A 24,197-nucleotide genomic window follows, 5' to 3' on the forward strand; every position below is an offset into this window, starting at 1 on the left:
TTCTTACCGGCTGCATCCCCAGTACCCACACGGCTTTTGGCCACCCACTGCGGACTTGCGAGGATTCCTCTTGACTGACCACCTTCACCTTTCCGGCGTTTCCCACGGCTACGGGGACCGCGAACTACTCCACGACGTTGACCTCGTCATCCACCACGGCGAACACGTGGCCATAGTGGGCGAGAACGGGGCCGGCAAATCCACGCTGCTCCGCCTCCTTTCAGGCGTTGAAGCGCCCGACGACGGCACGGCGGGTTTGCTGGGCACCGCTGGTTACCGAGTGGGCTACCTCGCGCAGACCCACGGCTTCACCGAGTCGCTGACAGTGGGCGATGCCATCGACTCTTCACTCGGTGCATTGCGGACCATGGAAAGCCGCATCGCAGAACTCGAACGCGATCTCGCGGACGCTGATTCCGAGGCACTTGAGCTCTACGGAAACCTTCAAACCCAGTACCAGCTCCGTGAAGGCTACGCCGCCGAATCCCGGGTGGAAGCAGCGCTGGACAAGCTGGGGCTGGGAGGCCTGGACCGCCGTCGAACGCTTGGATCCTTGTCCGGCGGCGAGCAGGAGCGGGTAGCGCTCGCTTGCCTGCTGGCCGACCCCGCCGAAGCCTTGCTGCTGGACGAGCCCACCAACCACTTGGACGCAAGCGGCACTGCCTGGCTTGAATCACGCCTGGCTGCGCATCGGGGGACTGTCGTGGTGGTCTCGCACGACCGTGTCCTGTTGAGGAAAGTGGCCACAACGATCATCGAAGTGGACGCAGACCGTCGGTCTGTGAACCGCTACGGAAACGGCTTCGACGGCTACCTCCGCGAGAAAGCCGCCGAACGGGCCAGATGGGTCCAGCAGTACGAAGAGTGGCTGGATGCCATGGACGCCGAACGCCTCCAGGCAGCCACGGTGGCGGACGGCATGGGGTACGGCCGCAAGCGCGACAACGACAAAATGGCTTTCGGATTCAAAGCTGGCACCTGGCAGAGTGCTGCGGCCAGCAAAGTCCGCAACGCGCAGGAAAGGCTCCGCAGGCTCGAAGAGAACCCTGTGGATCGTCCGCCAGTTCCGCTGAAACTGACCGCGCCGTTGTCGGCCACTCTTGAGATGGTGTCCGCACCCGCGCTGGAAGCCCGGGGCGTGGCCGTCCCAGGTCGGCTGCACCCCGCAGACCTCACAGTGAACGCCGGACAAAAGGTGCTCATCACCGGCCCCAACGGCGCCGGCAAGTCCACGCTCTTGTCCGTTATGACGGGAACCCTGGAACCATCCGCCGGGACTGTGGCCGTCAATGGCACGGTGGGCTATCTCCAACAGGAGCTCGCAGTGCCAGCCCGCCCGGGCCTTCGATTGCTGCCTGCCTTCGCCGCAGGGCTGGGCGGAAACATTGATGAGCACGCCGAAGGCCTGCTGCGGTTGGGCCTGTTCCGTCCCGCGGAGTTCCATGTGCCCGTGGGCGGACTGTCCGCCGGGCAGCAACGCCGGCTCGCCCTCGCCAGGCTCCTCCTGGGCGGCTACGAAACCATGATCGTGGACGAACCCACCAACCATCTGGCCCCCGTACTGGTGGAACAGTTGGAAGCTGCGCTCGCGGAATTCGCCGGGACGGTGGTGATTGTGAGCCACGACCGCGCATTGGGGGAGTGGTTCGATCACTGTGCCCGCGGGGACAGGTCGGCGTCGCAAAAATGGGTTCGCCACGCCATGCGGGACGGGCGCTTGCTGTAGGGCGTGTTGCTTGTTGGCGGCCCCCGATTGTTGCCTGCGTCACGGGCACGCTCCAACATCCCGTAAGATAGACGGGTTGCGCGAACCTTCGGCGTTCTGCGGTCTTTGGCCTGCAACGGGGTCCTCAAACAGGAAAACCTCGAATTATGTGTGCCAAAGCCGCCCGTGTTCCGGCACTGGCGTAACCCCAACAGCAAGACCCCAACCCACAAGGAACAGCTGTGCCGCAAAGTACTCCCACAGATCTCCAGAGCTCCAAGGCCACGTCAGCGGCCTCGGACTCCACCCTCAGCGCTGAGGGATACCAGAAGACCCTGAGCCGCCGCCACGTCACCATGATCGCCATGGGCGGCGCCATCGGCGTCGGCCTTTTCATGGGCGCCGGAGGCCGCCTGGCCTCCACGGGCCCCGCCCTGATCTTCTCCTACGCCATTGCCGGCGTCATCGCTTACCTGCTGATGCGCGCCCTCGGCGAACTCATCATGTACCGCCAGACTTCGGGCTCGTTCGTGAGCTACGCCGGCGAGATGTTCGGCAAGAAGGGCGCCTTCCTCTCCGGGTGGATGTACTTCATCAACTGGGCCATGACAGGCATCGCCGAGCTGATCGCCATCGGCCTGTACTTCCAGTTCTTCTTCCCGAACGTGCCCGTTGAACTGTCCGCGATCGCAGCGCTGGTGCTGCTGGTTGCCGTGAACCTGTTCAGCGTCAAGGCGTTCGGCGAGTTCGAATTCTGGGCCTCCTGCCTCAAGGTCGCAGCCATCCTCATCTTCCTTGCTGTCGGCACCTTCATGGTGGTGACCAATGCCAAGGTGGGCACCGGCCACGCCTCCGTGAGCAACCTCTTCCACGATGAAGGCGGCATGTTCCCCAAGGGCGGCCTGGTGATGATCCTGGTCCTCAACGCCGTGATCTTCGCCTACAACGCCATCGAACTGGTGGGCATTACCGCTGGTGAGATGGAGAACCCCAAGCGCGAAGTGCCCAAGGCGATCCGCGCCGTCGTGGTCCGTATCGTCGTGTTCTACGTCGGTTCGGTGATGCTGCTCGCGATGCTGCTGCCGTCCGACCAGTATGTGGCCGGCACCTCGCCGTTCGTCACCGTGTTCGGCCAGATGGGCCTCGGCTGGATGGGCGATGTCATGAACATGATCGTCATCACCGCCGCGCTGTCCTCCTGCAACTCGGGCCTGTACTCGATCGGCCGCATCTTCCGCACCATGGCCAACAACGGCCATGCCCCGAAGTGGCTCACCAAAATGTCCACCCGCCACGTTCCGTACGCGGCGATCCTGGCCATCGGTGGCGTCTACCTTGTGGGCATCCTGCTCAACATTTGGCTGGGTGGCTCGCACGCCTTCGACCTCGCGCTCAACACAGCGTCCATCGGCGTGATCTTCACGTGGGGCTCCATCTTCGCGAGCCAGATCGCCCTTCGGAAGAAGCGCGGCAATGTCTCAAGCCTGCCGATGCCCGGTTCGCCGTGGACCAGCTGGTTGGGCCTCGTCGCCCTGCTTGTCATCACCGTGCTGATCGGCTTCGACACTATGACGGACAAGGCAACCGGGGAGGTCTTCCTGCTGGGTCTGTGGACCCTGGCGACCATCCCGTTCTTCGCCCTGGTCCTGTGGCTCGGCTGGCAGAAGGTCAAGAACAACGAACCGAAGAGCGAGCTGTTCAGCTAACTCTCTGGCTCCAATCTGGCTGGCATTAGTGGTTGTTTTGAGGGCTCAGAACAACCACTAATGCCAGTCAGTTGGGCTTCCAACCGTGATCAATGAGCGCGTTCCGGACCTTGGACACGGCCGGGCAGGCGTCCTTTCCCATATGGCGCTTTGAAATGCGGACAAGTGTCCATCCAGCGCGACTGAAATCCTCTTCCCGTTCGATGTCCCGGACAATTTGGGCAGGATCTGAGTGGCCCTCCCCTTCGTATTCGACTGCCACACGGAGTTCGGGATAGGAGAGGTCGGGTTGACGCACGACGCCGGAACCCAGCTCGGTGGGTCTGTTCACTTCCGCTTGTGGCAGCCCGGCCCACTCAAGTGCCAGCCGAAGCCGCGTTTCCGGCGCGGAGTCGGCTCCAACGCGGGCCTGCTCGAGTGCCAATCGGGCCTTCCGGATTCCGGGCGTTCCCTTGTGGCGGTCAAGCATGCCTTCGAGATCCTCGCGCGTGCAGTAAGGGGCGCTGCGCCCTTCGAATTCAGGCCTCGGAAACCGCAGGAGGTGATCAGCCACCACGGTGATCTCGTCAATGCTCATCTTCCGGGCGCAATCGAGCCACGTCCGTGCCCTGCTGGTGATGAGCAATCCGTTGTGGTTGATAATTTCGTCATCGAAGAACTGCCCGGTGTGTCCCGCCACATCTTTCCTTCGCGGGATTGCCATGGTGTCGGGTCGGGAGATGTGGATGACAGTTTCGTGGCTGCCCGGCAAGAAACCGGGAAACTCCCAGAGCACGAACGCTGTGGCATGTGAGGCTGCAGAAAACGGCGTAATGACCGTGTAGGGCCGGACCGTCATGGATAACTCCAGTACTTGGTCGGTGGCAGGGCTCCGTATTCCTCGGCTCGGTGAGTCAAGCCCCCGGTGCCTCCACCGCTGCCGGGAGACGCCGGCGTCGAGCGCTTCCTGCCAGGTGAAAGGTGTCGCCTCAAGGTGGTCGGGCAGTTGCTTGGGGATACGCATTTCCCCATGCTGGCAAATCCCTGATTCGGGTGAGCGGTTATCCACAGGTCCCTCGAACCCGTGCCCAACTGACTGGCATTAGTGGTTGTTTTGAGCGCTCAGAACAACCACTAATGCCAGTCAGTTGGGAGTGTCGGGGGTCGGGGATAGGCTCGATGTATGGATCACACCACCACCCTGACGCAGCACATCAATGCCACTCCGGAGAAGGTCTGGGCCGTCATCTCGGACATTCCAGGCTCGGCCGGCACGCTCTCCGGCATCGACGCCATCCAAATGCTCAGCGAAGGCCCGTACGGCGAGGGAACCCGCTGGAAAGAAACCCGCACCATGATGGGCAGGCAGGAAACCGTAGAGATGTGGGTGTCCCAGACCGACCCGCACCGCAGCACCACCATCAAGGCGCTCCAAGGCGGCGCGGATTACACCTCGCGCTTCACCCTGAGCGAGCGCGACGGCGGCACGGACCTCACGCTGACCTTCGGCGCCGACATCATCAATCCCACGGCCTTCAGCAAAATCACCATGGCTCTTTTCGGGAAAATCGGGATGAGCATGACCCGCAAGGCCCTCAGCAAGGACCTCGCGGAGATTGCGGCAAAGGCGGAATCGCTCTGATGGCGGCCGTGAAAGTTGCCGCACCCAAGATCTCTCCCGTGCGGTTGGATGAACTGCGCGACGACGACGCCCCGGACTTCCAGCGTGGCGAACGGTATGACGGCCTGAGGTTTACCCGTGTCTCCGCGGAGGGCGCGGAACTCAGCGGCGCCGACTTTATCGAATGCGAACTCAGCGGGGTGTCCTTCAACGAGGCGCAGCTGCGCGGAGCCACGTTCCGCGAGTGCATCCTGGGTGAGCCGTACGCTCCCGTTTTCATGGCCGCGCGCACTTCCTGGCAGGACGTGGAGATCAGCAACCCGCGGTGGGGTTCCGCCGAACTTTATGAGGGCAACTGGCGTTCGGTCCGAATCGACGGCGGCAAGCTGGACTACGTGAACCTGCGCGGCTCCAAGCTCATTGATGTCCAGATTTCCGACTGCATCATCAACGAGCTCGATCTTGGCGGCTGTTCAGGGACGCGGGTGGCTTTGAAGAACTGCACCATCGGCACCTTGGATGTCACGGGCGCGAAGTTCAAGGATGTGGATCTGCGGGGTTCTGAATTCCGGACCCTCAATGGATTGGCCGGGCTCGCGGGGGTTGTGATCGACGATTACCAGTTGAGTTTGATGGCGCCCCTTCTGGCGGGCCATTTGGGGATCCGCGTGGTCTGATTCGTGTCGGGGCCGGTCCGGGTGATGGCTTCATCTGTTGACCGGCCCGCCGGGCCGTGTAATCTTTATAGAACGAACGGTCGGTATATTATTGCCGGCCGGTCCCTTTCACTTCGCGAAGGATGTTCTCATGGTCGAGGCTTTTCTTGTTGGCGGCGCACGTACGCCGGTAGGTCGTTATGGCGGGGCCCTGTCCTCGGTTCGCCCGGATGACCTGGCAGCGCTGGTGGTCCGTGAAGCCGTGGCGCGTGCCGGCGTCGATCCTGACTCCATTGACGAGGTCATCCTTGGCAACGCCAACGGTGCAGGCGAGGAAAACCGCAACGTGGCCCGCATGGCCACCATTCTCGCGGGACTTCCCCTCCACATCCCGGGTATCACCGTCAACAGGCTGTGTTCCTCCGGACTGAGCGCCATCATCATGGCAAGCCACATGATCAAATCCGGTGCCGCGGACATCGTGGTGGCCGGCGGTGTCGAGTCCATGAGCCGTGCCCCCTGGGTCCAGGAGAAGCCCGCCACCGCGTTCGCCAAGCCCGGCCAGATCTTCGATACCTCCATCGGATGGCGCTTCGCCAATCCGCTCTTCACTCAGGGCGAGCTGTCCCGCGACGGCAAGATGACGTTCTCCATGCCGGAAACGGCGGAGGAAGTTGGCCGCGTGGACGGCATTTCCCGGGAAGACGCCGATGCCTTTGCCGTCCGCTCACACGAGCGCGCCCTGGCCGCCATTGCCGCCGGCCGTTTCAAGGACGAAATCGTGCCAGTGACCGTCAAAACCCGGAAGTCCGAGACCGTGGTGGACACTGACGAAGGTCCGCGTGCCGGCACCACCATGGACGTGCTGGCCGGCCTTCGCCCGGTTGTTCCGGGAGGATCAGTAGTGACCGCCGGCAACTCCTCCACCCTTAATGACGGCGCATCCGCCATCATCGTGGCCTCCGAGGCCGCCATCAAGAAGTTCGGCCTGACGCCCCGCGCACGGATCGTTGACGGGGCTTCCGCTGGCTGCGAACCGGAAATCATGGGCATCGGTCCGGTCCCGGCAACCCGGAAGATCCTGGCCCGCACAGGACTCACCGTCAGCCAGCTCGGCGCCGTGGAACTGAACGAAGCTTTCGCCACGCAGTCGCTGGCGAGCATGCGTCGCCTGGGGCTCGATCCCGAGATTGTGAACAACGACGGCGGTGCCATCAGTTTGGGGCACCCGCTCGGTTCCAGTGGCTCACGTATCGCGATTACGCTGCTGGGCCGCATGGAGCGCGAACTCGCCTCCAACAATGGACCGAAGCTTGGCCTGGCGACCATGTGCATCGGCGTTGGGCAAGGTACCGCGATGCTGCTGGAAGGCGTGTAATGGCCCTGAATCCGGACGACTTCACCACTCTCCTCCTTGAGGAACGCGAAGACCGCCTCACGGTTCTGTTGAACCGACCCGAGGTCCGCAACGCGATCGACCAGAAGATGGTGGACGAACTCCATCAGGTCTGCGCCGAGTTGGAGCGGAATCCCAAAGTCCTCATCATCGCAGGGACCGAAGGCGTGTTCGCCTCCGGTGCCGACATCGGCCAGCTCCGTGAACGCAGGCGGGACGACGCACTGCAGGGCATCAACTCCACCATCTTTGTGCGCATTGCCAAGCTGCCCATGCCGGTCATCGCTGCCTTGGATGGCTATTGCCTGGGCGGCGGCGCGGAACTGGCGTACGCTGCCGACTTCCGCATCGGTACGCCAAGCGTAAGGATCGGAAACCCGGAAACCGGCCTGGGGATCCTGGCGGCGGCCGGAGCGAGCTGGCGGCTGAAGGAACTCGTGGGTGAGCCGAAGGCCAAGGAAATCCTGTTGGCCGGTGCCGTCCTGCGGGCTGAGGAAGCGTTGCGGATCAACCTGATCACGGAGATCCACGAAGCCCCGGAGCTCATGGACGCGGCCCACAAGCTTGCTGACCGGATTGGCCGCCAGGATCCGCTGGCCGTTCGCATCACCAAGTCCGTCTTCCACGCCCCGGCCGAAGCCCATCCTTTGATTGACACTCTCGCCCAGGGAATCCTGTTTGAATCCCAGGCCAAGTTCGACCGCATGCAGGCGTTTCTGGACAAGAAATCGGCCAAGGCGGAAGATGCACCTACCCAAGACAGGACCCGGAAATGACAGCAGTTCCCGCCATCCCGCACGTCGTCGGAGTACTGGGCGGTGGCCGGATGGGGGCCGGCATCGCACACGCTTTCCTCACCAAGGGTGCCACGGTGATCGTGGTGGAGCGTGACCATGAAGCAGCGGCCGGAGCCCAAGGGCGCGTGGCTGAGGCGGTTGCCAAGTCCGCGGCCCGCGGCACACTCACCGAAACCCCCGAAGAGGCGATGTCCCGCTTCAGCACTTCCACCGACTACGAGTCGTTCATTCACTGTGGCCTCGTGGTGGAGGCTGTGCCCGAGGATTACGAGCTCAAGGTCACTGCCCTCAAGGCTGTGGAGGAGCACTTGTCAGCGGATGCCTTCCTGGCGTCCAATACGTCCTCACTGTCCGTTTCCGGACTGGCCAACGAGCTTCGCAGGCCCGGCAACTTCGTCGGCCTGCACTTCTTCAACCCGGTGCCGGCCTCAACCCTCATTGAGGTGGTTCTGGGCTCGGGAACCTCACCCGAACTCGCTGCAGCGGCGAAAAACTGGACCGAGGCACTCGGCAAGACCGCCGTCGTCGTCAATGACGCTCCTGGCTTTGCGTCCTCCAGGCTTGGCGTCGCGATTGCCTTGGAAGCGATGCGGATGGTGGAAGAGGGCGTGGCCTCAGCGGAGGACATCGATGCTGCCATGGTGCTCGGTTACAAGCACCCCACAGGTCCGCTGAAGACCACGGACATAGTTGGCCTGGATGTTCGCCTGGGCATCGCCGAATACCTGCACTCGACTCTTGGCGATCGCTTTGCCCCGCCGCAGATCCTGCGGGACAAAGTGGCACGCGGAGAGCTGGGACGCAAGACGGGCAAGGGTTTCTTCGACTGGAACGACTGACCACGGTGGCCGGTTAGGCTATCCGGGTGACTTCAATCGAACCCATCACCCTGACCGGCAAGTTCGTGACGCTGGAACCGTTGACCCAGGCGCACCACGATGACCTGGTGGACGCGGCCCGTGACGGCGAACTCTGGAAGCTCTGGTACACCTCGGTCCCGACGCCCGAGGGCATGGCCGCTGAGATCGACCGACGCCTGGACCTGCAAGCCAAGGGTTCCATGCTCCCGTTCGCCACAAGGCTCGATGCCACCGGCAAGCTCATCGGCATGACGACGTACATGAACATCGACGCCGCAACGCCGCGCGTGGAGATCGGGTCCACATGGAATGCTGCCTCGGCGCACGGCACAGGAACCAACCCGGATTCCAAGCTGTTGCTCCTGCGGCACGCGTTTGAAACCCTGGGCTGCCCTGCCGTGGAGTTCCGCACGCACTGGCTGAACCAGCAGTCCCGCGAAGCCATTGCACGGCTTGGCGCCAAGCAGGATGGCGTGTTGCGGAACCACTCCCGCAGTGCCGACGGCGCCCTCCGCGACACCGTGGTGTTCTCCATCCTGGAGCACGAGTGGCCCGCGGTGCGGAACGGACTGGAGTTCCGGCTGGCCAAGTACGGCGCCGAGGGGTGAGCTCTCGGCAGTAAGCGCCCGCGTTAGTCCCGAGAGCCAACCCCTCGGCGAGCCCATCCTCACCCTCAGGGCAGCCGATGTGCTTAGCTGGCTCTTATGGATGGGACAGCTGCAACGTACCTGAGCGTCCACTGGGACGGAGCCGTCAACGCCTGGCGCATCGCCGGGGACGTGTACCGGATGGGTCGGCACGAGTGGGTCACGGAGGCCGGTTGGCAGCAAATGTACGACGACGGCGTCCGCACCGTGATCGATCTCCGCACCTCGCGCGAGCGGCGGCAACGCGACACCGATCCCGAGGTGCCGGACGAAGTGAAGGCGCGCATCGACGTCGTACATTGCCCCACGGAAGACCCGGACCACAGCAGTTTCAGCGAGCTCTTCGGACCCTATCTCCGGGATCCGGCACAGTACGGCCAGTACCTGCAGCTTTTCGGCGGCCACATCGCCGCAGTGTTCCACGCCATTGCTGCCTCGCCCGGGAAAGTGGTGGTCCATTGCTCCGCGGGCAGGGACCGCAGTGGCGTGATCGCGTTGATGCTGCAGCGGCTGGCGGGGGACAGCGACGAAGAGATGGTGCGCGGCTATGAACTCGCGGCCAGGGGCATCAACGAGCGGCATCGTACGCACGGGGCTCCTCATGCCCACGATCCCTACCTTTCCCAACCCGACCTCGAAGCGGTGCTGAGCGAACGGCGTGAGAGCCTGCGGACGTTCCTGGAGTCACTCAACGTGACCGGGTTCCTTACTGCCAACGGTGTCTCAGGACCGGAAATCGCTGCCGTCCGGGCCAGGCTGGGGGTCGGTGCCGCCAGCGCTGCTAACATGCAGGATTGATCACTCTTCCCGAATGGAACGGACCAGCCATGACTTCCGGCGCCCGCGTCACCATCGTGACCCGAACCAAGAACCGACCCGTCTTCCTGGCTCGCGCGCTGGACGACATTTTTGCCCAGACCTTCCAGGATTTCGAGCTGGTGATAGTCAACGACGGCGGCGACCCGGCCGACGTCGAACGCCTCACCTCCCAGCGCCCGGACGCGGACCGCGCCCGCATCACAACGCTCCATCACTTGGAATCCGTGGGCATGGAAGCGGCGTCGAATGCTGGAATCAAGGCCGGTAGCGGCACGTTTATCGTGATCCATGACGACGACGACTTTTGGGCACCTGACTTCCTCGAACGCACCGTGGCCTATCTGGACGATCCTGCGCACGCCGAGGAAACCGGGGTGATGGTCCGGACCGAGATCGTCATCGAAGAAGTTGTGGAGGACAGGATCCAGCCGATCCGGCGCGAGATCTTCTGGGCGGACATGCGCCAGATAACCCTCGCGGACATGCTCAAGATCAACCGAGCCGTTCCCATTTCCTTCCTGTACCGGCGCAGCCTGCACGACGCCGTGGGCTACTACAACGAGGACCTTCCCGTGGTGGGCGATTGGGAATTCCACCTGCGCGTGCTCAGTCATTCACGCGTCGGATTCCTCGACGGCGAACCACTCGCCTTCTGGTCGCAGCGGCCCGAATCCGAAGGGCATGACGGCAATAGCATTTTCGCCAAGGCCGCCGAGCATGCACGCTACGACGCCCTGGTCCGCGACGAGCACCTCCGTGGCGGCGTTGCCCAGACAGGCCTTGGCAGCGTGCTCTACCTGACCCGGATTCTCGCCGAGCAGGAAGAACTCATCGTTGCCCAGCAGCGGCGCCTGGACGAGTCCGCCGCCAAACTCGACCACATCCTGGAGCGGCTCGAAGCGTTGAACCAGACTGTTGTTGTTCGGACCAGTGTGGGGGAGTTCCTGAAGAAGCCCATGAAGCTGGCCAAGAAGCTGGGCGGGCGCGCCTAGTCGCTCTCTCACTTCCCGCCGCTTTTGGCGGGTCGCTCTCTCACGTCCCGCCGGATTCACATAACGTGCCGTTAAGATTTGTCCGTTTTCTGCACTAGGATCGCGAGGGGTTCACAACACGGCGGCCCTTTCCTTCGCATGAAACATGGGGGACCCATGAGGGGCATCTCGCGTGGCCATTTTCGGCTCGTACTTACTCTTTTAGCGGCAGTCATCTTGGGCGTCCTGCCAGCCGGGCTCGCATCCCCGGCCTCTGCGGCAGCCACGGGAAGCATTTCTGGAACCGTCACCGGACCAGCAGGCCTTAACATGACCACGATCTCAGTCTGGACGTGGTCCTACTCCGCCGAGTCGTTCAAGACCGGCCACGTGAATGCAAACGGCCAGTTCCTATTGAGTGGGCTCGAACCCGGACAATACGTGCTGTTCTTCACGGAAGGTGCACCCAATAAAGTCCTCGGCACATACTATGGCGGCGTTTATACCGAGAAAGAAGCCACCCGTATAGACGTGACTGCCGGCGCCGCCGTCACTGGAATCACGCAGGCTCTTTCTCCCGGCGGGAGAATTCAAGGGAAAGTCTCCGCACCGTACGGCACCAATTTGGGAGACGTGGTTGTGAAGGCCTCCGATTGGGGGGGATTCCGCGAGGTCTCGACCATCGGCACGGGCTGGGACGGTTCATTTGATCTGGGGCCGCTGATGCCAGGTAACTACGTGGTGTCCTTCTCATCGCACTTCGGGACGTCTCCGTTTGTCAGGACCAACTTTCCCGGGGTCTCCGATCCTGCACTCGCCACCAAGATCGTCGTAGATCATGGGACGGTTGTCACGGGTATTAATCAGGTCCTCAAGAAGTCCGCGACGATTTCCGGTGCCATTTCTGATCCCGGTTTCTACGGCGTAGCTACGGCCTTGCCGATAGGAGATCTTGGAAAGGTAGCAGGGAGCGCCAATGTGACTGCAGGGGCCTACACGATCGGTGGTCTCGAGGCGGGAACCTACAAAATTCAGTTCCATTCTGACAATTATTCCCTCGCATCCATGTGGCATGGCGGTGTGCCAACCGAAGTGGGTTCACCCACCGTTACAGTGTCAACTGGCCAGCAGCTTACCGGGGTTTCCGATGCCCCTATCAGGGCGGCCACCATCAGCGGCTCATTCCCCACCGTGGACGCCTCCAACAGCGTGCAGGTGTTGGCTTTGGATGGAACTGTTGTGAAGTCTGATTATGCCCACGGATCCAGGGATTACGGGATCGGTGGCCTCTTTCCCGGAACATACAAGGTCCAATTCAACATGGAAACCCATCAGACTTACCGCACCCCTCAAGAAGGGCAGTACTACAACAACGTGCCCGAAAGCGCAGGCCTTGCGAACGCCACATCCGTCACCGTCGCAGCTGGTCAGACTGCCACCAATATCAATGCCGTGAATCGTGTGGGCGGAACCTTGTCGGGCAAGCTTTTGGGAGTGGACGGTTCGCCGTTGAGCGATATTGCAGTGCGGGTATACACGAAGAGCGGCCTCCTCATCACACGCAATGCGACGACCGCTGCTAACGGTACCTTCAAGGTCACTGGCCTGACCACAGGGCTCTACTTTGTCTCGGCTGAGCCTGGCAGCGAGTCCGGTCCGATCTTCTCGGGCAACGTCCTGAACGAGGCCAACGCTCGCTCGGTTTCCACGGCGGCGGGCCAGAACACGGATATCGGCACGCTCAGCTACGCCACGGCTACTGAGGGAGTCCGGGGCTTTGACGACGTCCCGCTGGGTGCCCAGTTCCAGGATGAGATCCAGTGGTTGGCCAACAGGGGCATCTCGACGGGCTGGGAATCCAACGGCGCGCGGACCTACCAACCGCTGTCTCCGGTGAACCGTGATGCGATGGCTGCGTTCATGTACCGCTTGTCCGGGAGTCCGGCGTTTACAGCACCGAAGGTCTCCCCGTTCAAGGACCTCCCGAGCGATGCCAAGTTCTACAAGGAGATCACGTGGCTGGCAGACAAGGGCATTTCCACAGGGTGGGAAGAGGCGGACAAGACCAAGACGTACCGTCCCTTGCAGCCCGTGAACCGCGATGCGATGGCTGCGTTCATGTACCGCCTGGCCGGGGAACCGGAGTTCACGGCTCCGAAGGTTTCGCCGTTCGTTGACGTTCCGGTCGGTGCCCAGTTCTACAAGGAGATCACTTGGCTCGCAGCTCAGGGCATCTCCACAGGCTGGGCTGAAGCAGGCAACACCAAGTCCTTCAAGCCGTTGCAAGCGGTAAACCGTGACGCCATGGCTGCGTTCATGTTCCGCTACAACACAAAATTCGGCGCCAACTAGCCGGACATTTCAACCAGAAGAGGTTGGTTACGGATCGAGAGAGAGAACCTCTCTGGTTGGCGCGCGGATCACATTAATGCGGCGTTTCGACTAACCCCTGCATAGGCCTTAGGATCACGAAGGGCCGCTAATACAGCGGCCCTTCGTTCGTATGAAATATGGGGGACTCGTGAGGGGCAATTCGCGCGGCCGATTTCGGCTCGCACTAACACTTTTGGCAGCATTGATCTTGGGCGCTTTGCCCGCCGGACTCGCATCCCCGGCCTTTGCTGCTGCTTCGGGAAGCATTTCGGGAACGGTCACGGCGCCCGCGGGCGTGGACCTCACCCAGATATCCGTCCAGGCGATGGCAGGGCCGACTTACCGAAATGTCCAGGTGAAGGCCGACGGCGGCTTTTCGCTGACGGGCCTTGAAGCCGGGCAGTACAAGGTGAGCTTTGGCACCTATTTGGTGCCCCAATTGGTCTCTACCTGGTACGGAAGCTACACGGAGAGCCAAGCAACGATCATTTCCGTGGCGGATGGTGCCGCTGTGGCTGGAATCAACCAGGCGATGAAAATCGGTGGCAAGATTTCGGGGAAAGTCAGTGTTCCGGCTGGCGTTGATGCCAGCAAGGTGGGCGTAGATGTCCATGTTGGGTCCGGTGCAACGACGTACGCAGCGGCTGACGGCAGCTACACGGTGATTGGGTTACCCACTGGCAGCTTTGAAGTTCAGTTCAACTATTTCTCCACGCCTTCGCCTGTGTTGAGTGGTTACTACTCGACTTCGCCGGATGGGACTAGGACTCTCGTTAGCGTGACCGAGGGTGAAACCACCACCGGCATCAATCAGGCGTTGAGGCCGGCTGCTTTGATCTCCGGCAAGATTTCGGTTCCGGCCGGTTCGGGTGGCTTTGCCGGGCAAATCGATGCGATCAAGGGTCCGGACTTCGCAAGCGGGGGAGCTTCCGGAACAGCATTTCTCCAAGGCACGGATCCCAGCGGGAACTACACCATAGGGGGCCTTGAGCCGGGCGTTTACAAGCTTCGGTTCCAGGCGCAAAACGGCTGGGCCAGTATGTGGCATGGCGGGGTTAGCGAAGCTGGGAAGTCGACCGCGATCACTGTGGTTGAAGGACAGCACCTCAGCGGGGTCCAGGATTCCGCGGTGGCGGCCGCGACCATCAGTGGTTCCATTACCGGTGGACCCGTCCCCGGCCCCACCATGAGTGGTCCCGGCATGAACATCACGGCCGTGACCCCGGACGGCACGGTGGCTGCATCTACCGTGATGGAAACATCGCAGACAACATACGCGCTGAAGAACCTGTTGCCGGGTTCGTACAAGATCCAGTTCAACCGGACCGCGGGATTCATGTCCACGTACGAGGCTCAGTTGTACAAGGATCTCCCTGAGTCCGCGGGTGCAGCCAATGCAACGTCCGTGGCGGTGGCCGCAGGGCAGACGGTCCCCAACGTCAACGCCGCCGTTCGTACTGGTGGAACCCTCACGGGCAAGCTCGTGGGTTCCAATGGTGCTGCTATTCGTGAGACCTTGGTGAGCGTTTTCACGAAGGATGGTTCCCTGGTTACCCGGGCTGGTTGGACCGCTGCTGACGGAACGTTCAGAGTCACTGGCTTGACTACGGGTCTCTACTTTGTCTCGGCTGAGCCGGGGAGTGAGTCCGGTCCGATCTTCTCCGGCAATGTCCTGACTGAGGCCAACGCAAGGTCTGTTTCTGCGTTCGTAGGCCAGAACACGGATATTGGCACCCTGAGCTATGCCACGGCTACGGAGGGCACGCGAGGATTTGATGATGTTCCTTTGGGTGCCCAGTTCCAGGACGAAATCCAGTGGCTGGCCACCAAGGGCATCTCGACTGGTTGGGAAGCGAACCGGTCCAGGACGTACCAGCCGCTGACCCCGGTAAACCGTGACGCGATGGCTGCGTTCATGTACCGCTTGTCCGGGAGCCCGGCGTTTACGGCGCCGAAGGTCTCCCCGTTCAAGGACCTCCCGAGCGATGCCAAGTTCTACAAGGAGATCACGTGGCTGGCAGACAAGGGCATTTCCACAGGGTGGGAAGAGGCGGACAAGACCAAGACGTACCGTCCCTTGCAGCCCGTGAACCGCGATGCGATGGCTGCGTTCATGTACCGCCTGGCAGGGGAGCCGGAGTTCACGGCTCCGAAGGTCTCGCCGTTCGTTGATGTTCCGGTCGGTGCGCAGTTCTACAAGGAGATCACCTGGCTTGCAGCTCAGGGCATCTCCACGGGCTGGGCTGAAGCAGGCAACACCAAGTCCTTCAAGCCGTTGCAAGCGGTAAACCGTGACGCCATGGCTGCGTTCATGTTCCGCTACAACACAAAATTCGGCGCCAACTAGCAATACGGCCAGCCAAAACACCAACACACGAAGGGTCGGTCCTGCACAATCGGGGCCGGCCCTTCGTCGTGTCCGTCCGAAGCTGCGGAAAATTCCTGCTGTACTCCTCCGGTCGTTCATGTACCCTGTATATATTACCGAACGGCCGGTCAGTAATGTTGGCGCCTGCCAGCATGGACCGTGCCGATTTCACGTGCCTTGGAAGGACCCGTCGACGATGACCACTACAGCAGTCGCCCCGGAAACCACAGCCGTTGCAACCGTCCCCAGTTACGTCCAGGATGCCTGGTGGACCCCGGCACCTGACGCAAGGAAGGTTCCGGTTCGCGATGCCAGCACCGGAGAAGTCCTGGCGAACGTGAGCACCGACGGACTGGACCTTTCCGCCGTCGTCAATTACGGACGCACCACAGGCCAGACTGAACTCGGGAAGCTGACGTTCCACCAGCGTGCCCTCAAGCTCAAAGAGCTTGCCATGTACCTCAATAGCCGGCGTCAAGAGCTGTACGACTCCTCCTCGCAGACCGGTGCCACCAAGATCGACAACATGATCGACATCGACGGCGGCATCGGCGTGCTCTTCACGTTCGGTTCCAAGGGTCGCCGCGAACTGCCCAACTCGCAGGTTGTCGTTGACGGTCCCATGGAGACGCTCCACAAGGACGGATCGTTCGTCGCCGAGCACATCTACACCAGGATTCCGGGCGTCGCCGTCCAGATCAACGCCTTCAACTTCCCGGTCTGGGGCATGCTCGAAAAGTTTGCCCCCGCCTTCCTGGCCGGCGTTCCCACAATCGTCAAGCCGGCCACGCCCACGGGCTACGTTGCCGCTGCTGCGGTCAAGGCCATCGTCGAATCCGGCATCCTCCCGGCCGGTTCCCTTCAGCTGATTTCCGGTTCCGCAAGGACCATCCTTGATGAACTCGACTACCGCGACCTCCTCTCCTTCACAGGCTCGGCCTCCACGGCCAACTCGCTCAAGGCGCACCGCAACGTGGTCCAGGGCGGCGTCCGGTTCACGTCCGAGACCGACTCCCTGAACGCCGCGATTCTTGGCCCCGACGCCGTACCCGGTACACCCGAGTTCGACGCCTTCGTCAAGGCCGTCGTCACCGAAATGACCGTCAAAGCGGGCCAGAAGTGCACCGCCATCCGCCGCATCATCGTGCCGCAGGAGCTGACCGCGGACGTCGCTTCCGCCGTGGGTGCCCGCATCAACGAGCGCGTTGTGGTCGGCGACCCGCGTGCCGAGGGCGTCACCATGGGCGCCTTGGCGTCGCTGGAACAGCTCGCCGACGTCCGCGCGGCGGTTCAGTCAATGCTCGACGCCGGTGGCGAGCTTGCGTACGGATCTCTCGATACGCCGTCGGTCACCTCCGTCGGCGGCAGCGTCGGCGTGGTGGAGGACGGCGCGTTCATGTCGCCGGTCCTCCTGAGCTGGGCAGACGCCGAAACCGAGGAAGTCCACTCCCTCGAAGCGTTCGGCCCGGTGTCCTCCGTGATTGGCTACACCGATCTTGCCGACGCCATCCGCCTCGCGGCCCGCGGCGCCGGTTCACTGGTGGCCTCGGTCTGCACCAACGATCCCGACGTTGCCCGCGAGCTGGTGACCGGCATCGCCGCGCACCATGGCCGCGTCCACATGCTCAACCGTGAAGACGCCCGCACGTCAACCGGACACGGCTCGCCCGTCCCGCACCTGGTCCATGGCGGTCCCGGACGTGCAGGTGGCGGCGAGGAACTGGGCGGTATCCGTTCGGTCCTGCACCACATGCAGCGCACGGCCATCCAAGGCTCGCCGAACATGCTCACTGCCGTCACGGGACAGTGGCACACCGGCGCTGACCGCAACTTCACTGTGGAAACCGAAGGTGAGCACCCCTTCCGGAAGTCCCTCGCCACGCTCCGCATCGGTGATGCCGTGCGCTCGGAGCTGCGCCAGGTGACCCTCGAGGACATCACGGCCTTCGCGAACTCCACGGGGGACACCTTCTACGCCCACACCAACCAGGAAGCCGCCGAGGCCAACCCGTTCTTCCCCGGCATCGTGGCCCACGGCTACTTGCTCCTGAGCTGGGCCGCCGGGCTGTTCGTTGAGCCCGCACCGGGTCCCGTGCTGGCAAACTACGGCCTGGAAACGCTGCGCTTCATCACTCCTGTGGCAGCGGGCGACTCCATCCGGGTGACCCTGACCGCGAAGAAGATCACTCCGCGCGAGACCGATGAATACGGTGAGGTTGCCTGGGACGCTGTCCTGACCAACCAGGACGACGAGATCGTAGCCACCTACGACGTCCTGACGCTCGTCGAGAAGTAACCCAACTGAGCCGCAGATCAGGCCGTTTTGAACGTTGAAACGGCCTGATCTGCTACTTATTTGGAGGAAGCTGGCCGCTGGATTCCCGGAGGTTCAATTGCGGCGCCCAATCCTGGCTCTCTGTTGCCACCCCTTGGATGGCATCGATCAAGGCGTCAGCCATGGCAGCGCCTTGAAGGTTCAGTTTGGTGCCCACGGTGGTGAGCCTCGGCCGCAGTTGTTCTGCCAGCAGAACTTCCTCGCAGGCCACTAAGCCGATTCGCCCCGGCGCTCCCAGCCCATCGTCGGCCAGCGCGGACATCGCACCCAAGGCCACGGAGACGCTGGAGGCCACGATCCCTTCCGGCGGCACGGGTTCTGAGAGCAACTGCTGTGTGGCAGCGCGCGCCGCGTCGGTGCTGTACTCCGTCAAGGCGATGCGGGCCTCGTCTTGGGCATGGCCAGCCTCCGCGCAGGCCCGTAGATAGCCCGCCCGCAGGAACGGCGAGAGCACCGACGACGCACTTCCCCCCAAGAGCGCCACCGGCCACCGTCCCTGGTCCAGCAGGTGTTTGGTGGCTTGGTAGGCGACGGATTCGTAGTCCGTGGTCATGACGAGGGTCCCTGTCCCCGCCAGCTGGGGTGTGCCGAGCAGGATCTTGGTGTCGCGCTCCTCCGCCTCCCGGATTGCCGCACGCACTGCGGCGGTGTCGATGTCGTCACCGGTTGCCAGGATGACGCCGTCAACGCCCTGTAGCGGGAGGGATTCCAGGAGCCGCTCAAGACGGGTAATGCTGTGGTCCAGGTCGCAGAGCAGAACGCTGAATCCCCGGCCCTCAGCGGCAAGGGCCACGGCTTTGGCAAGTTGGCTGTGGAATGGTTGGGCGATGTCGCCCACCAGGAGCGCGATGGTGTTGGAGCGTCCACTGCGCAGGCTGCGGGCTGCATTGTTCAACACATAGTTGAGCTGGGCGACGGCGTCCATCACCTTGGTGCGGGTCTCCTCCGCCACAGAGGACGGCGAAGTGAAAACACGCGAAACAGTGGCGCGCGAGACACCCGCCGCCCTTGCAACATCGAGCATGGTTGCTGGTGCCGCGCTACTTACCGTCATGGGATCTGATGGTATCGAGAAACAGCGCCGCGTAGCGACGTCCGTCGACACCGAGGGCGACGTCGATGCTGTCGCGGCTGAGGTGGCCGTGCGGGAGCGTCGCCTCAGAGGCCTTAGTCCGCTGGTCCACAACTGTCTGCCCGCGGGTCAACGAGCTGGAGAGGCTGACCTCGACTCGAAGCTCGCTGGTCTCCAGGCCTTCCGGGTCGATGACTGCGCAAACAGCACCGGCATCGCCGAGGCCCGCCGATCCGGGCAACTTCAAGCGGAAGTCGTCCCCGTTCACCCTGGCCAAATGGGACAGAAGCTGTCCGCTCAGCCGGCATCCGGCGTCGTCCGCCTTCAACAGCAGCTCAATATCCGGTGCCTCGACGGCTGCGGAGTAGAACACGTCCAAGCCGTACATGGTGACGGGAAGTCCGCTGCTGATTACTATCTGGGCGGCCTCGGGGTCATGCCACACATTGAACTCGGCCACCGGCGATGCGTTGCCCGCGGACGCCGACCCGCCCATGAACACAATGCGCCCTATATTCGCGGCGACCTCGGGGTATGTCCGCAGCAACAAGGCGATGTTTGTCATCGGTGCCAGCGGAACCAGCGTGACAGGCTCCGGACTCGCGAGGATCTCGCGGCGTAGGAGTTCGACGGCGTGAATCGCCTCGGGTGCCCGGGCGGACCGCGGCCAGCCAAGATCGGCCAGCCCGTCCGAACCGTGCACATGTCCGGCGTCGCGGGGTTCGCCGAGCAGGGGCCGTGCGGCACCCGCGGCGACCGGTACGTCGGTGGCTCCCACGGCGTCGAGCACCGTCAGCGTATTGCGAACCACGCCTTCCAAGCTGGTGTTACCGGCCACGCACGTGACGGCTCGCAGGTTCCAATCCGCATGGCGAGCGGCCACCATCAGGGCGAGGGCGTCGTCAACCCCTGTGTCGACGTCCAGAATCAGTTGTCCCATCCCAGCACCTATTCCGTTGATTCGATCAGCTCGGCGAGGTCCTCAAGGTCAGGGGCATCCATGAACCGAAGGACCACGCGTTCGATGCCGTCCCCTGGGAAGGCGAACGGAGCTTCGTACTCGGTGGACACGGTGCTGACAGGATCCGAACCGATGTCCATGCCCCAGAAGGAAAGATGGCTGGAGGTGCGCGGAATGCCGGTCTCCGCCACCACGTGGTCGCCGTGAAGCAGCTCGACTCGTGCCCCTTGATCGGCGGAGGGCGTGAGCCGCAGGCCAACCCTGTGCGTCCCTGCCGGTAGCGCCGTGTCCGATTTGAGAACCACCCGCGTGCCAAGGCTGTGGTGTTCGAAGATCAGGACATCGTTGCGGACATAGAGCACGTAGCCGCCCGGGGCGTTCCCGCTGGACACCAGGACGCCTTCCATGCCCGGACGGAAGTCCTGGAGGTTCACGGTGAACTGCAAAGCGCGGTCACTGCCTGTGATGGCGCTGGCCAGCGGCACATGGCTTTGGCCCGCCCGGAAGAGGATCTCTTTGCGGTTTACCAGGCCCGAGGGTCCCCGGGCCGTCAGCAATTCCACCAGCGTGCGGTCATCCAGGGGAAAAGCGCCTACGTGTTCTGCCTGCTGCCACCACAGCTCCTGCAACTCCTGCAGCTTTTTGGGTTGGGCTTCGGCCAGGTCGTGGGCCTCAGCAAAGTCTTGGCGGGTGTTGTAGAGCCGCCAATCGTCTTGGCTGTAGTCCTGCCCGTGGACGTGGGCCGTAACTGCCTTCCAGTCGCCATGGCGGATGGCCCGGTGGCCAAGCATCTCCCAGAATTGGGTGTCGCGCGGTTCGTCCGCATCGGCGGCGTCGAAGGTGTCCGTTGCCGACGCGCCGTCGAAGGCTGTGTCCGACTCAATGCCGGCCGCGTCCAGCAGGGTGGGCATGATGTCGATTGCGTGCAGGAACTGAGTGCGGACCTCACCGGCCTTCCGCATTCCGGACGGCCACGAAACCACCAGGGGCGAACGCACGCCGCCGAGATCGACGAACTGCTTGTAGCGCCGGAACGGTGTGTTGCCTGCCATCGCCCAGCCCTCCGGGTAGTGGGCCCCGCCTGCCGGACCGCCAAGCCCAGGCAGCAGGCTGAGCTGTTCGACGGCGGGCCTGCGGACGCCCGAGTACGGAGCATTGCAATCGACGTCGCCCGTGGGGCCGCCCTCACGGGAAGCCCCGTTGTCCGACATCACCAGCACGATGGTGTTCTCGAAGAGATCCATGGCCTTCAATTGCTGGATGACCCGGCCGATTTGGGCATCCGCGTGCTCCAGGAAACCGGCGAAGGCAGCCTGCAAGTGGGTGAAGACGTCCTGTTCGGTGCTGTCCAAGTCCTCCCATGCGCGCACCTCCTGCAGCCGTTCAGTGAGGGCTGTGCCGTCCGGCACCACCCCCAGTTCAACCTGCCGCTTGAGTCGTTCACTGCGGGTGATGTCCCATCCCTTGGTAAACACGTCGACGTACTTCTCGATGTATTCCCGTGGCGCCTGGAAGGGAGCGTGGGTGGCCCCCAGCGCAAGCTGCAAGTAGAACGGCGCCTGGGGCCGGTACGTCACATGGTCCTTGAGGAACCGGATGGATTGCTCCGCAAGGTCCTCGCTGAGGTGGTATCCATCCCGGACAGGTGGTTCGATGCTGTGGTTGTCTGCCACCAGTTCCGGAACGTACTGGTCCGTGCAGCCATCGAGGAATCCATAGAAGCGGTCGAAGCCGCGGCTCAGCGGCCAATTGTGGAAGGGCCCTGCGGGCGTGAGTTCGCTGAGGGGTGCCAGATGCCACTTGCCGGCCAGGTAGGTGCCGTAGCCGTTGTTGCGAAGGACTTCCGGGAGCATTGGCACGTCCGGACGGACGCAACCGCGGGAGTTGGGGAATCCCGTGTCTGCGTCTGCCAGGAAGCGCATGCCCACGGAGTGGTTGTTGCGGCCCGTGAGCAGGCTCGCCCGGGTGGGGGAGCACAACGGTGTGACGTGGAAGTTGGTGTACCTGAGTCCCTGTCCGGCCAGTCCATCGATGGCCGGGGTGCTGATTTCGGAGCCAAAGCAACCGAAGTCCGACCATCCTGTGTCATCCAGGATGACCATGACAATGTTGGGTGTCGATTCACTTGTTCCGTGCTGCTCGGGCCACCAGGGCTCTGAACCGGCCACGGTGGTGCCGATGCGGCCGGCGAATTCCTGCTGCATTGCTGCTGTTTCCATTCTGTTCTGTGAGGGTCTGTGCAGGGATGCTTGTTCAGAGCTGGGGTGCGGGCACGGTTTCAGGCGTTGCCGGAATGGTGTTGACGTACTGCACCTTGCGCGAGGTCAGGTAGATCGCGCAGCCCATCGCTATGAGGGCAACTGCCATGAGGTAGCCGGAGATGCTCCAGGTGGCTCCGCCTGCGTTGTTTTGAAGTGCTTGCGCAATGAGGGGGCCGAACCCGCCGCCGATCACCGTGGCCACTTGGAATCCAATCGACATGCCCGTGTAGCGGACCTTCGGGTCCAGTACTGCGGCGAACAGCGTGGCTTGTTGGCTGAACAGCATTCCCACAATGATGCCGTTGGCTGACATCACTACGAAGAGAGCGGCGACGCTCTTGGTTTCCATGAGCCAGAACATGGGGAAGGCCCAGAGTGCCAAGGCAGCCGTGGCGGTGACCAGGATCCGCCGCGGGCCGAAGCGGTCCGCAATAATGCCGGCGATGGGCGTGATGATCAGGTTGGTGATGGAGGAAGCAATGTTGGCAGTCAGGGCCACCGTGGGGCTGATGCCCAGTGTGGTGGTAGCGAAGCCGATGATGAAGACGCCCTGCATGAAGCCCAGGGTCGTGTCGCTGACGTGAACGCCGATCATGGCAAGGATCTGCTTGGGATACCGGCGAAGTGCCACCACCAGTGGCATCTTTTCTTTGGCTGCGGACTTCGTCGCGGCCTTTTCGAAGTCAGGGGTTTCGGTAATTTTCATCCGCAGGACCAATCCGAAGACCACCAGTATGGCGCTGAGGAGGAAGGGAATGCGCCAACCCCAGGCCAGCAGTTCCTCCCGGGACAAGGTGCTGGTCAGAATGGCTACGACGCCGCTGGACAGGATGACACCGATTGGCGCCCCGGCCTGGACAAGGCTGCCGAAGAAGCCGCGTTTGGCTTCCGGTGCATGTTCGACGGCGAGCAGTGCTGCGCCGCCCCACTCGCCGCCGAGTCCGATTCCTTGCAGGAAACGGAGCGAAACGAGCATGATCGGGGCCCAGACACCAATTTGGGAGTACGTAGGCAGCAGGCCGATGCCCACAGTGACCAGCCCTGTGAGGAAGAAGGTGAACAGGAGCATCTTCTTGCGGCCAACGCGGTCGCCGAGGTGGCCGATGACGACGCCGCCAAGCGGCCGCGCCAGGAAGCCGACCGCGAAGGTACTCAGGGAGAGCACGGCAGCCAGGCCGGGATCGCCGCTGGGGAAGAAGATGGCTCCAAAGACCAGGGCAGCCATGGGGCCATAGACGAAAAAGTCGTAGTACTCCAGGACTGAGCCGATGGTGCTGGCGGTCGCTGCTGTCCACGGAGAAGTCTTTCCGGGAGCCTTGGACGCGTGCTGTGTATGTGGGGGGTTCATGTTAATCCTCGTTGTTTAACGATAGCCATGGGATCGATCTCATTTTGGTCTCCAAGTGATTTGCTTCCAGTGATGGGATCGATCTCACAACCGTAGGCGCGCGACTAAGGCATGTCAAGGGTTCTACCGACCCTCCCTCACTTCCCGCCCCAAAAAAACCGACCCTCGAAAATTGTCAAGCTGTGTGGAGTCACTGGGCTAGTTTTTGGGGTGTTTTGGTTTCGGGCAGGTTGATTCCGACGTGGGTGGCTGGGGCCGGTGTGGTGGGTCGTTGGCGGAATCTTCCTGGGTTCCGTTCGTAGTAGTCCTGGTGGGCTTTGTC

Annotated in this window: 18 protein-coding genes; 13 read left to right on the plus strand and 5 right to left on the minus strand. The window is 62.7% G+C overall.

The genetic code is table 11. The annotated features are described in order from the left end of the window. The first annotated feature begins 70 nt into the window (after positions 1-70). Positions 71-1,726, plus strand: coding sequence for an ABC-F family ATP-binding cassette domain-containing protein (locus tag ACFRJ9_RS15325; RefSeq protein ID WP_377669537.1), 1,656 nt, complete (start codon positions 71-73; stop codon positions 1,724-1,726). 221 nt (positions 1,727-1,947) lie between these two features. Beyond that, positions 1,948-3,411 (plus strand): amino acid permease, encoded by a 1,464-nt coding sequence (locus ACFRJ9_RS15330; protein ID WP_377669539.1) that lies wholly within the window; start codon positions 1,948-1,950, stop codon positions 3,409-3,411. A gap of 67 nt (positions 3,412-3,478) precedes the next feature. Here ACFRJ9_RS15330 and ACFRJ9_RS15335 read toward each other — a convergent pair whose 3' ends face one another. Then, a complete protein-coding gene (locus tag ACFRJ9_RS15335) occupies positions 3,479-4,414 on the minus strand; it encodes a hypothetical protein (RefSeq protein WP_377669541.1) in 936 nt (311 codons plus the stop codon). Positions 4,415-4,573: 159 nt separating this feature from the next. Here ACFRJ9_RS15335 and ACFRJ9_RS15340 point away from each other — a divergent pair, with 159 nt between their 5' ends. The 11 genes from ACFRJ9_RS15340 to paaZ all read left to right on the plus strand — a co-directional run bounded on the left by ACFRJ9_RS15340 (position 4,574) and on the right by paaZ (position 18,194). Continuing rightward, positions 4,574-5,032 (plus strand): SRPBCC family protein, encoded by a 459-nt coding sequence (locus tag ACFRJ9_RS15340; RefSeq protein ID WP_377669543.1) that lies wholly within the window; start codon positions 4,574-4,576, stop codon positions 5,030-5,032. Then, positions 5,032-5,688 (plus strand): pentapeptide repeat-containing protein, encoded by a 657-nt coding sequence (locus ACFRJ9_RS15345; protein WP_377669545.1) that lies wholly within the window; start codon positions 5,032-5,034, stop codon positions 5,686-5,688. The genes ACFRJ9_RS15340 and ACFRJ9_RS15345 overlap by 1 nt, the downstream gene beginning before the upstream one ends. A 130-nt stretch (positions 5,689-5,818) precedes the next feature. Beyond that, positions 5,819-7,045: a thiolase family protein gene (locus ACFRJ9_RS15350; RefSeq protein ID WP_377669547.1), complete on the plus strand. Its 1,227-nt coding sequence runs from the start codon at positions 5,819-5,821 to the stop codon at positions 7,043-7,045. Next, complete coding sequence (locus ACFRJ9_RS15355; protein WP_377669550.1) at positions 7,045-7,839, plus strand: enoyl-CoA hydratase/isomerase family protein; 795 nt, start codon at positions 7,045-7,047, stop codon at positions 7,837-7,839. The genes ACFRJ9_RS15350 and ACFRJ9_RS15355 overlap by 1 nt, the downstream gene beginning before the upstream one ends. After that, the gene (locus ACFRJ9_RS15360) at positions 7,836-8,699 is read left to right on the plus strand and encodes a 3-hydroxyacyl-CoA dehydrogenase family protein (RefSeq protein ID WP_377669552.1); all 864 of its coding nucleotides are present in this window, start codon (positions 7,836-7,838) and stop codon (positions 8,697-8,699) included. Before ACFRJ9_RS15355 ends, ACFRJ9_RS15360 begins: the two co-directional genes overlap by 4 nt. Positions 8,700-8,725: 26 nt before the next feature. Further along, the gene (locus tag ACFRJ9_RS15365) at positions 8,726-9,328 is read left to right on the plus strand and encodes a GNAT family N-acetyltransferase (protein WP_377669555.1); all 603 of its coding nucleotides are present in this window, start codon (positions 8,726-8,728) and stop codon (positions 9,326-9,328) included. 96 nt (positions 9,329-9,424) lie between these two features. Further along, a complete protein-coding gene (locus ACFRJ9_RS15370) occupies positions 9,425-10,165 on the plus strand; it encodes a tyrosine-protein phosphatase (protein WP_377669558.1) in 741 nt (246 codons plus the stop codon). Between the two features lie 29 nt (positions 10,166-10,194). Continuing rightward, positions 10,195-11,178 carry a glycosyltransferase family 2 protein gene (locus ACFRJ9_RS15375; protein WP_377669560.1) on the plus strand — a complete coding sequence of 328 codons (984 nt, stop codon included), beginning with the start codon at positions 10,195-10,197 and terminating at the stop codon, positions 11,176-11,178. Positions 11,179-11,487: 309 nt separating this feature from the next. Next, positions 11,488-13,509, plus strand: coding sequence for an S-layer homology domain-containing protein (locus ACFRJ9_RS15380; RefSeq protein ID WP_377669562.1), 2,022 nt, complete (start codon positions 11,488-11,490; stop codon positions 13,507-13,509). Between the two features lie 151 nt (positions 13,510-13,660). Continuing rightward, the gene (locus ACFRJ9_RS15385; protein ID WP_377669565.1) at positions 13,661-15,877 is read left to right on the plus strand and encodes an S-layer homology domain-containing protein; all 2,217 of its coding nucleotides are present in this window, start codon (positions 13,661-13,663) and stop codon (positions 15,875-15,877) included. Positions 15,878-16,094: 217 nt separating this feature from the next. After that, entirely contained in the window at positions 16,095-18,194 is a 2,100-nt protein-coding gene (gene paaZ, locus ACFRJ9_RS15390) for a phenylacetic acid degradation bifunctional protein PaaZ (RefSeq protein ID WP_377669567.1), read from the plus strand. Between the two features lie 52 nt (positions 18,195-18,246). On the opposite strand, the gene ACFRJ9_RS15395 is transcribed toward paaZ, so the two are convergent. Genes ACFRJ9_RS15395 through ACFRJ9_RS15410 form a run of 4 tightly spaced genes read right to left on the minus strand, consistent with a single transcriptional unit; the run spans position 18,247 to position 23,875 of the window. After that, positions 18,247-19,287, minus strand: a complete 1,041-nt coding sequence (locus ACFRJ9_RS15395) for a LacI family DNA-binding transcriptional regulator (protein ID WP_377669569.1) — start codon at positions 19,285-19,287, stop codon at positions 18,247-18,249. Beyond that, a complete protein-coding gene (locus tag ACFRJ9_RS15400) occupies positions 19,274-20,245 on the minus strand; it encodes a nucleoside hydrolase (protein ID WP_377669572.1) in 972 nt (323 codons plus the stop codon). The genes ACFRJ9_RS15395 and ACFRJ9_RS15400 overlap by 14 nt, the downstream gene beginning before the upstream one ends. An 8-nt stretch (positions 20,246-20,253) precedes the next feature. After that, complete coding sequence (locus ACFRJ9_RS15405; protein ID WP_377669574.1) at positions 20,254-22,470, minus strand: arylsulfatase; 2,217 nt, start codon at positions 22,468-22,470, stop codon at positions 20,254-20,256. A 49-nt stretch (positions 22,471-22,519) separates the two neighbouring features. Next, on the minus strand, positions 22,520-23,875 hold the full coding sequence (locus ACFRJ9_RS15410; protein ID WP_377669576.1) for an MFS transporter: 1,356 nt from the start codon (positions 23,873-23,875) through the stop codon (positions 22,520-22,522). Between the last annotated feature and the right edge of the window lie 322 nt (positions 23,876-24,197).

Origin of the sequence: Paenarthrobacter sp. NPDC056912 (assembly GCF_042786555.1) — a bacterium.
Lineage (GTDB): Bacteria > Actinomycetota > Actinomycetes > Actinomycetales > Micrococcaceae > Arthrobacter.

Coding starts and splice junctions, on each gene's coding strand:
- ACFRJ9_RS15335 (WP_377669541.1), bottom strand. CDS start 4,414: ATGCGTATCCCCAAGCAACTGCCCGACCACCTTGAGGCGACACCTTTC.
- ACFRJ9_RS15340 (WP_377669543.1), top strand. CDS start 4,574: ATGGATCACACCACCACCCTGACGCAGCACATCAATGCCACTCCGGAG.
- ACFRJ9_RS15345 (WP_377669545.1), top strand. CDS start 5,032: ATGGCGGCCGTGAAAGTTGCCGCACCCAAGATCTCTCCCGTGCGGTTG.
- ACFRJ9_RS15350 (WP_377669547.1), top strand. CDS start 5,819: ATGGTCGAGGCTTTTCTTGTTGGCGGCGCACGTACGCCGGTAGGTCGT.
- ACFRJ9_RS15355 (WP_377669550.1), top strand. CDS start 7,045: ATGGCCCTGAATCCGGACGACTTCACCACTCTCCTCCTTGAGGAACGC.
- ACFRJ9_RS15360 (WP_377669552.1), top strand. CDS start 7,836: ATGACAGCAGTTCCCGCCATCCCGCACGTCGTCGGAGTACTGGGCGGT.
- ACFRJ9_RS15370 (WP_377669558.1), top strand. CDS start 9,425: ATGGATGGGACAGCTGCAACGTACCTGAGCGTCCACTGGGACGGAGCC.
- ACFRJ9_RS15375 (WP_377669560.1), top strand. CDS start 10,195: ATGACTTCCGGCGCCCGCGTCACCATCGTGACCCGAACCAAGAACCGA.
- ACFRJ9_RS15380 (WP_377669562.1), top strand. CDS start 11,488: ATGACCACGATCTCAGTCTGGACGTGGTCCTACTCCGCCGAGTCGTTC.
- ACFRJ9_RS15385 (WP_377669565.1), top strand. CDS start 13,661: ATGAAATATGGGGGACTCGTGAGGGGCAATTCGCGCGGCCGATTTCGG.
- paaZ (WP_377669567.1), top strand. CDS start 16,095: ATGACCACTACAGCAGTCGCCCCGGAAACCACAGCCGTTGCAACCGTC.
- ACFRJ9_RS15395 (WP_377669569.1), bottom strand. CDS start 19,287: ATGACGGTAAGTAGCGCGGCACCAGCAACCATGCTCGATGTTGCAAGG.
- ACFRJ9_RS15400 (WP_377669572.1), bottom strand. CDS start 20,245: ATGGGACAACTGATTCTGGACGTCGACACAGGGGTTGACGACGCCCTC.
- ACFRJ9_RS15405 (WP_377669574.1), bottom strand. CDS start 22,470: ATGCAGCAGGAATTCGCCGGCCGCATCGGCACCACCGTGGCCGGTTCA.
- ACFRJ9_RS15410 (WP_377669576.1), bottom strand. CDS start 23,875: ATGAACCCCCCACATACACAGCACGCGTCCAAGGCTCCCGGAAAGACT.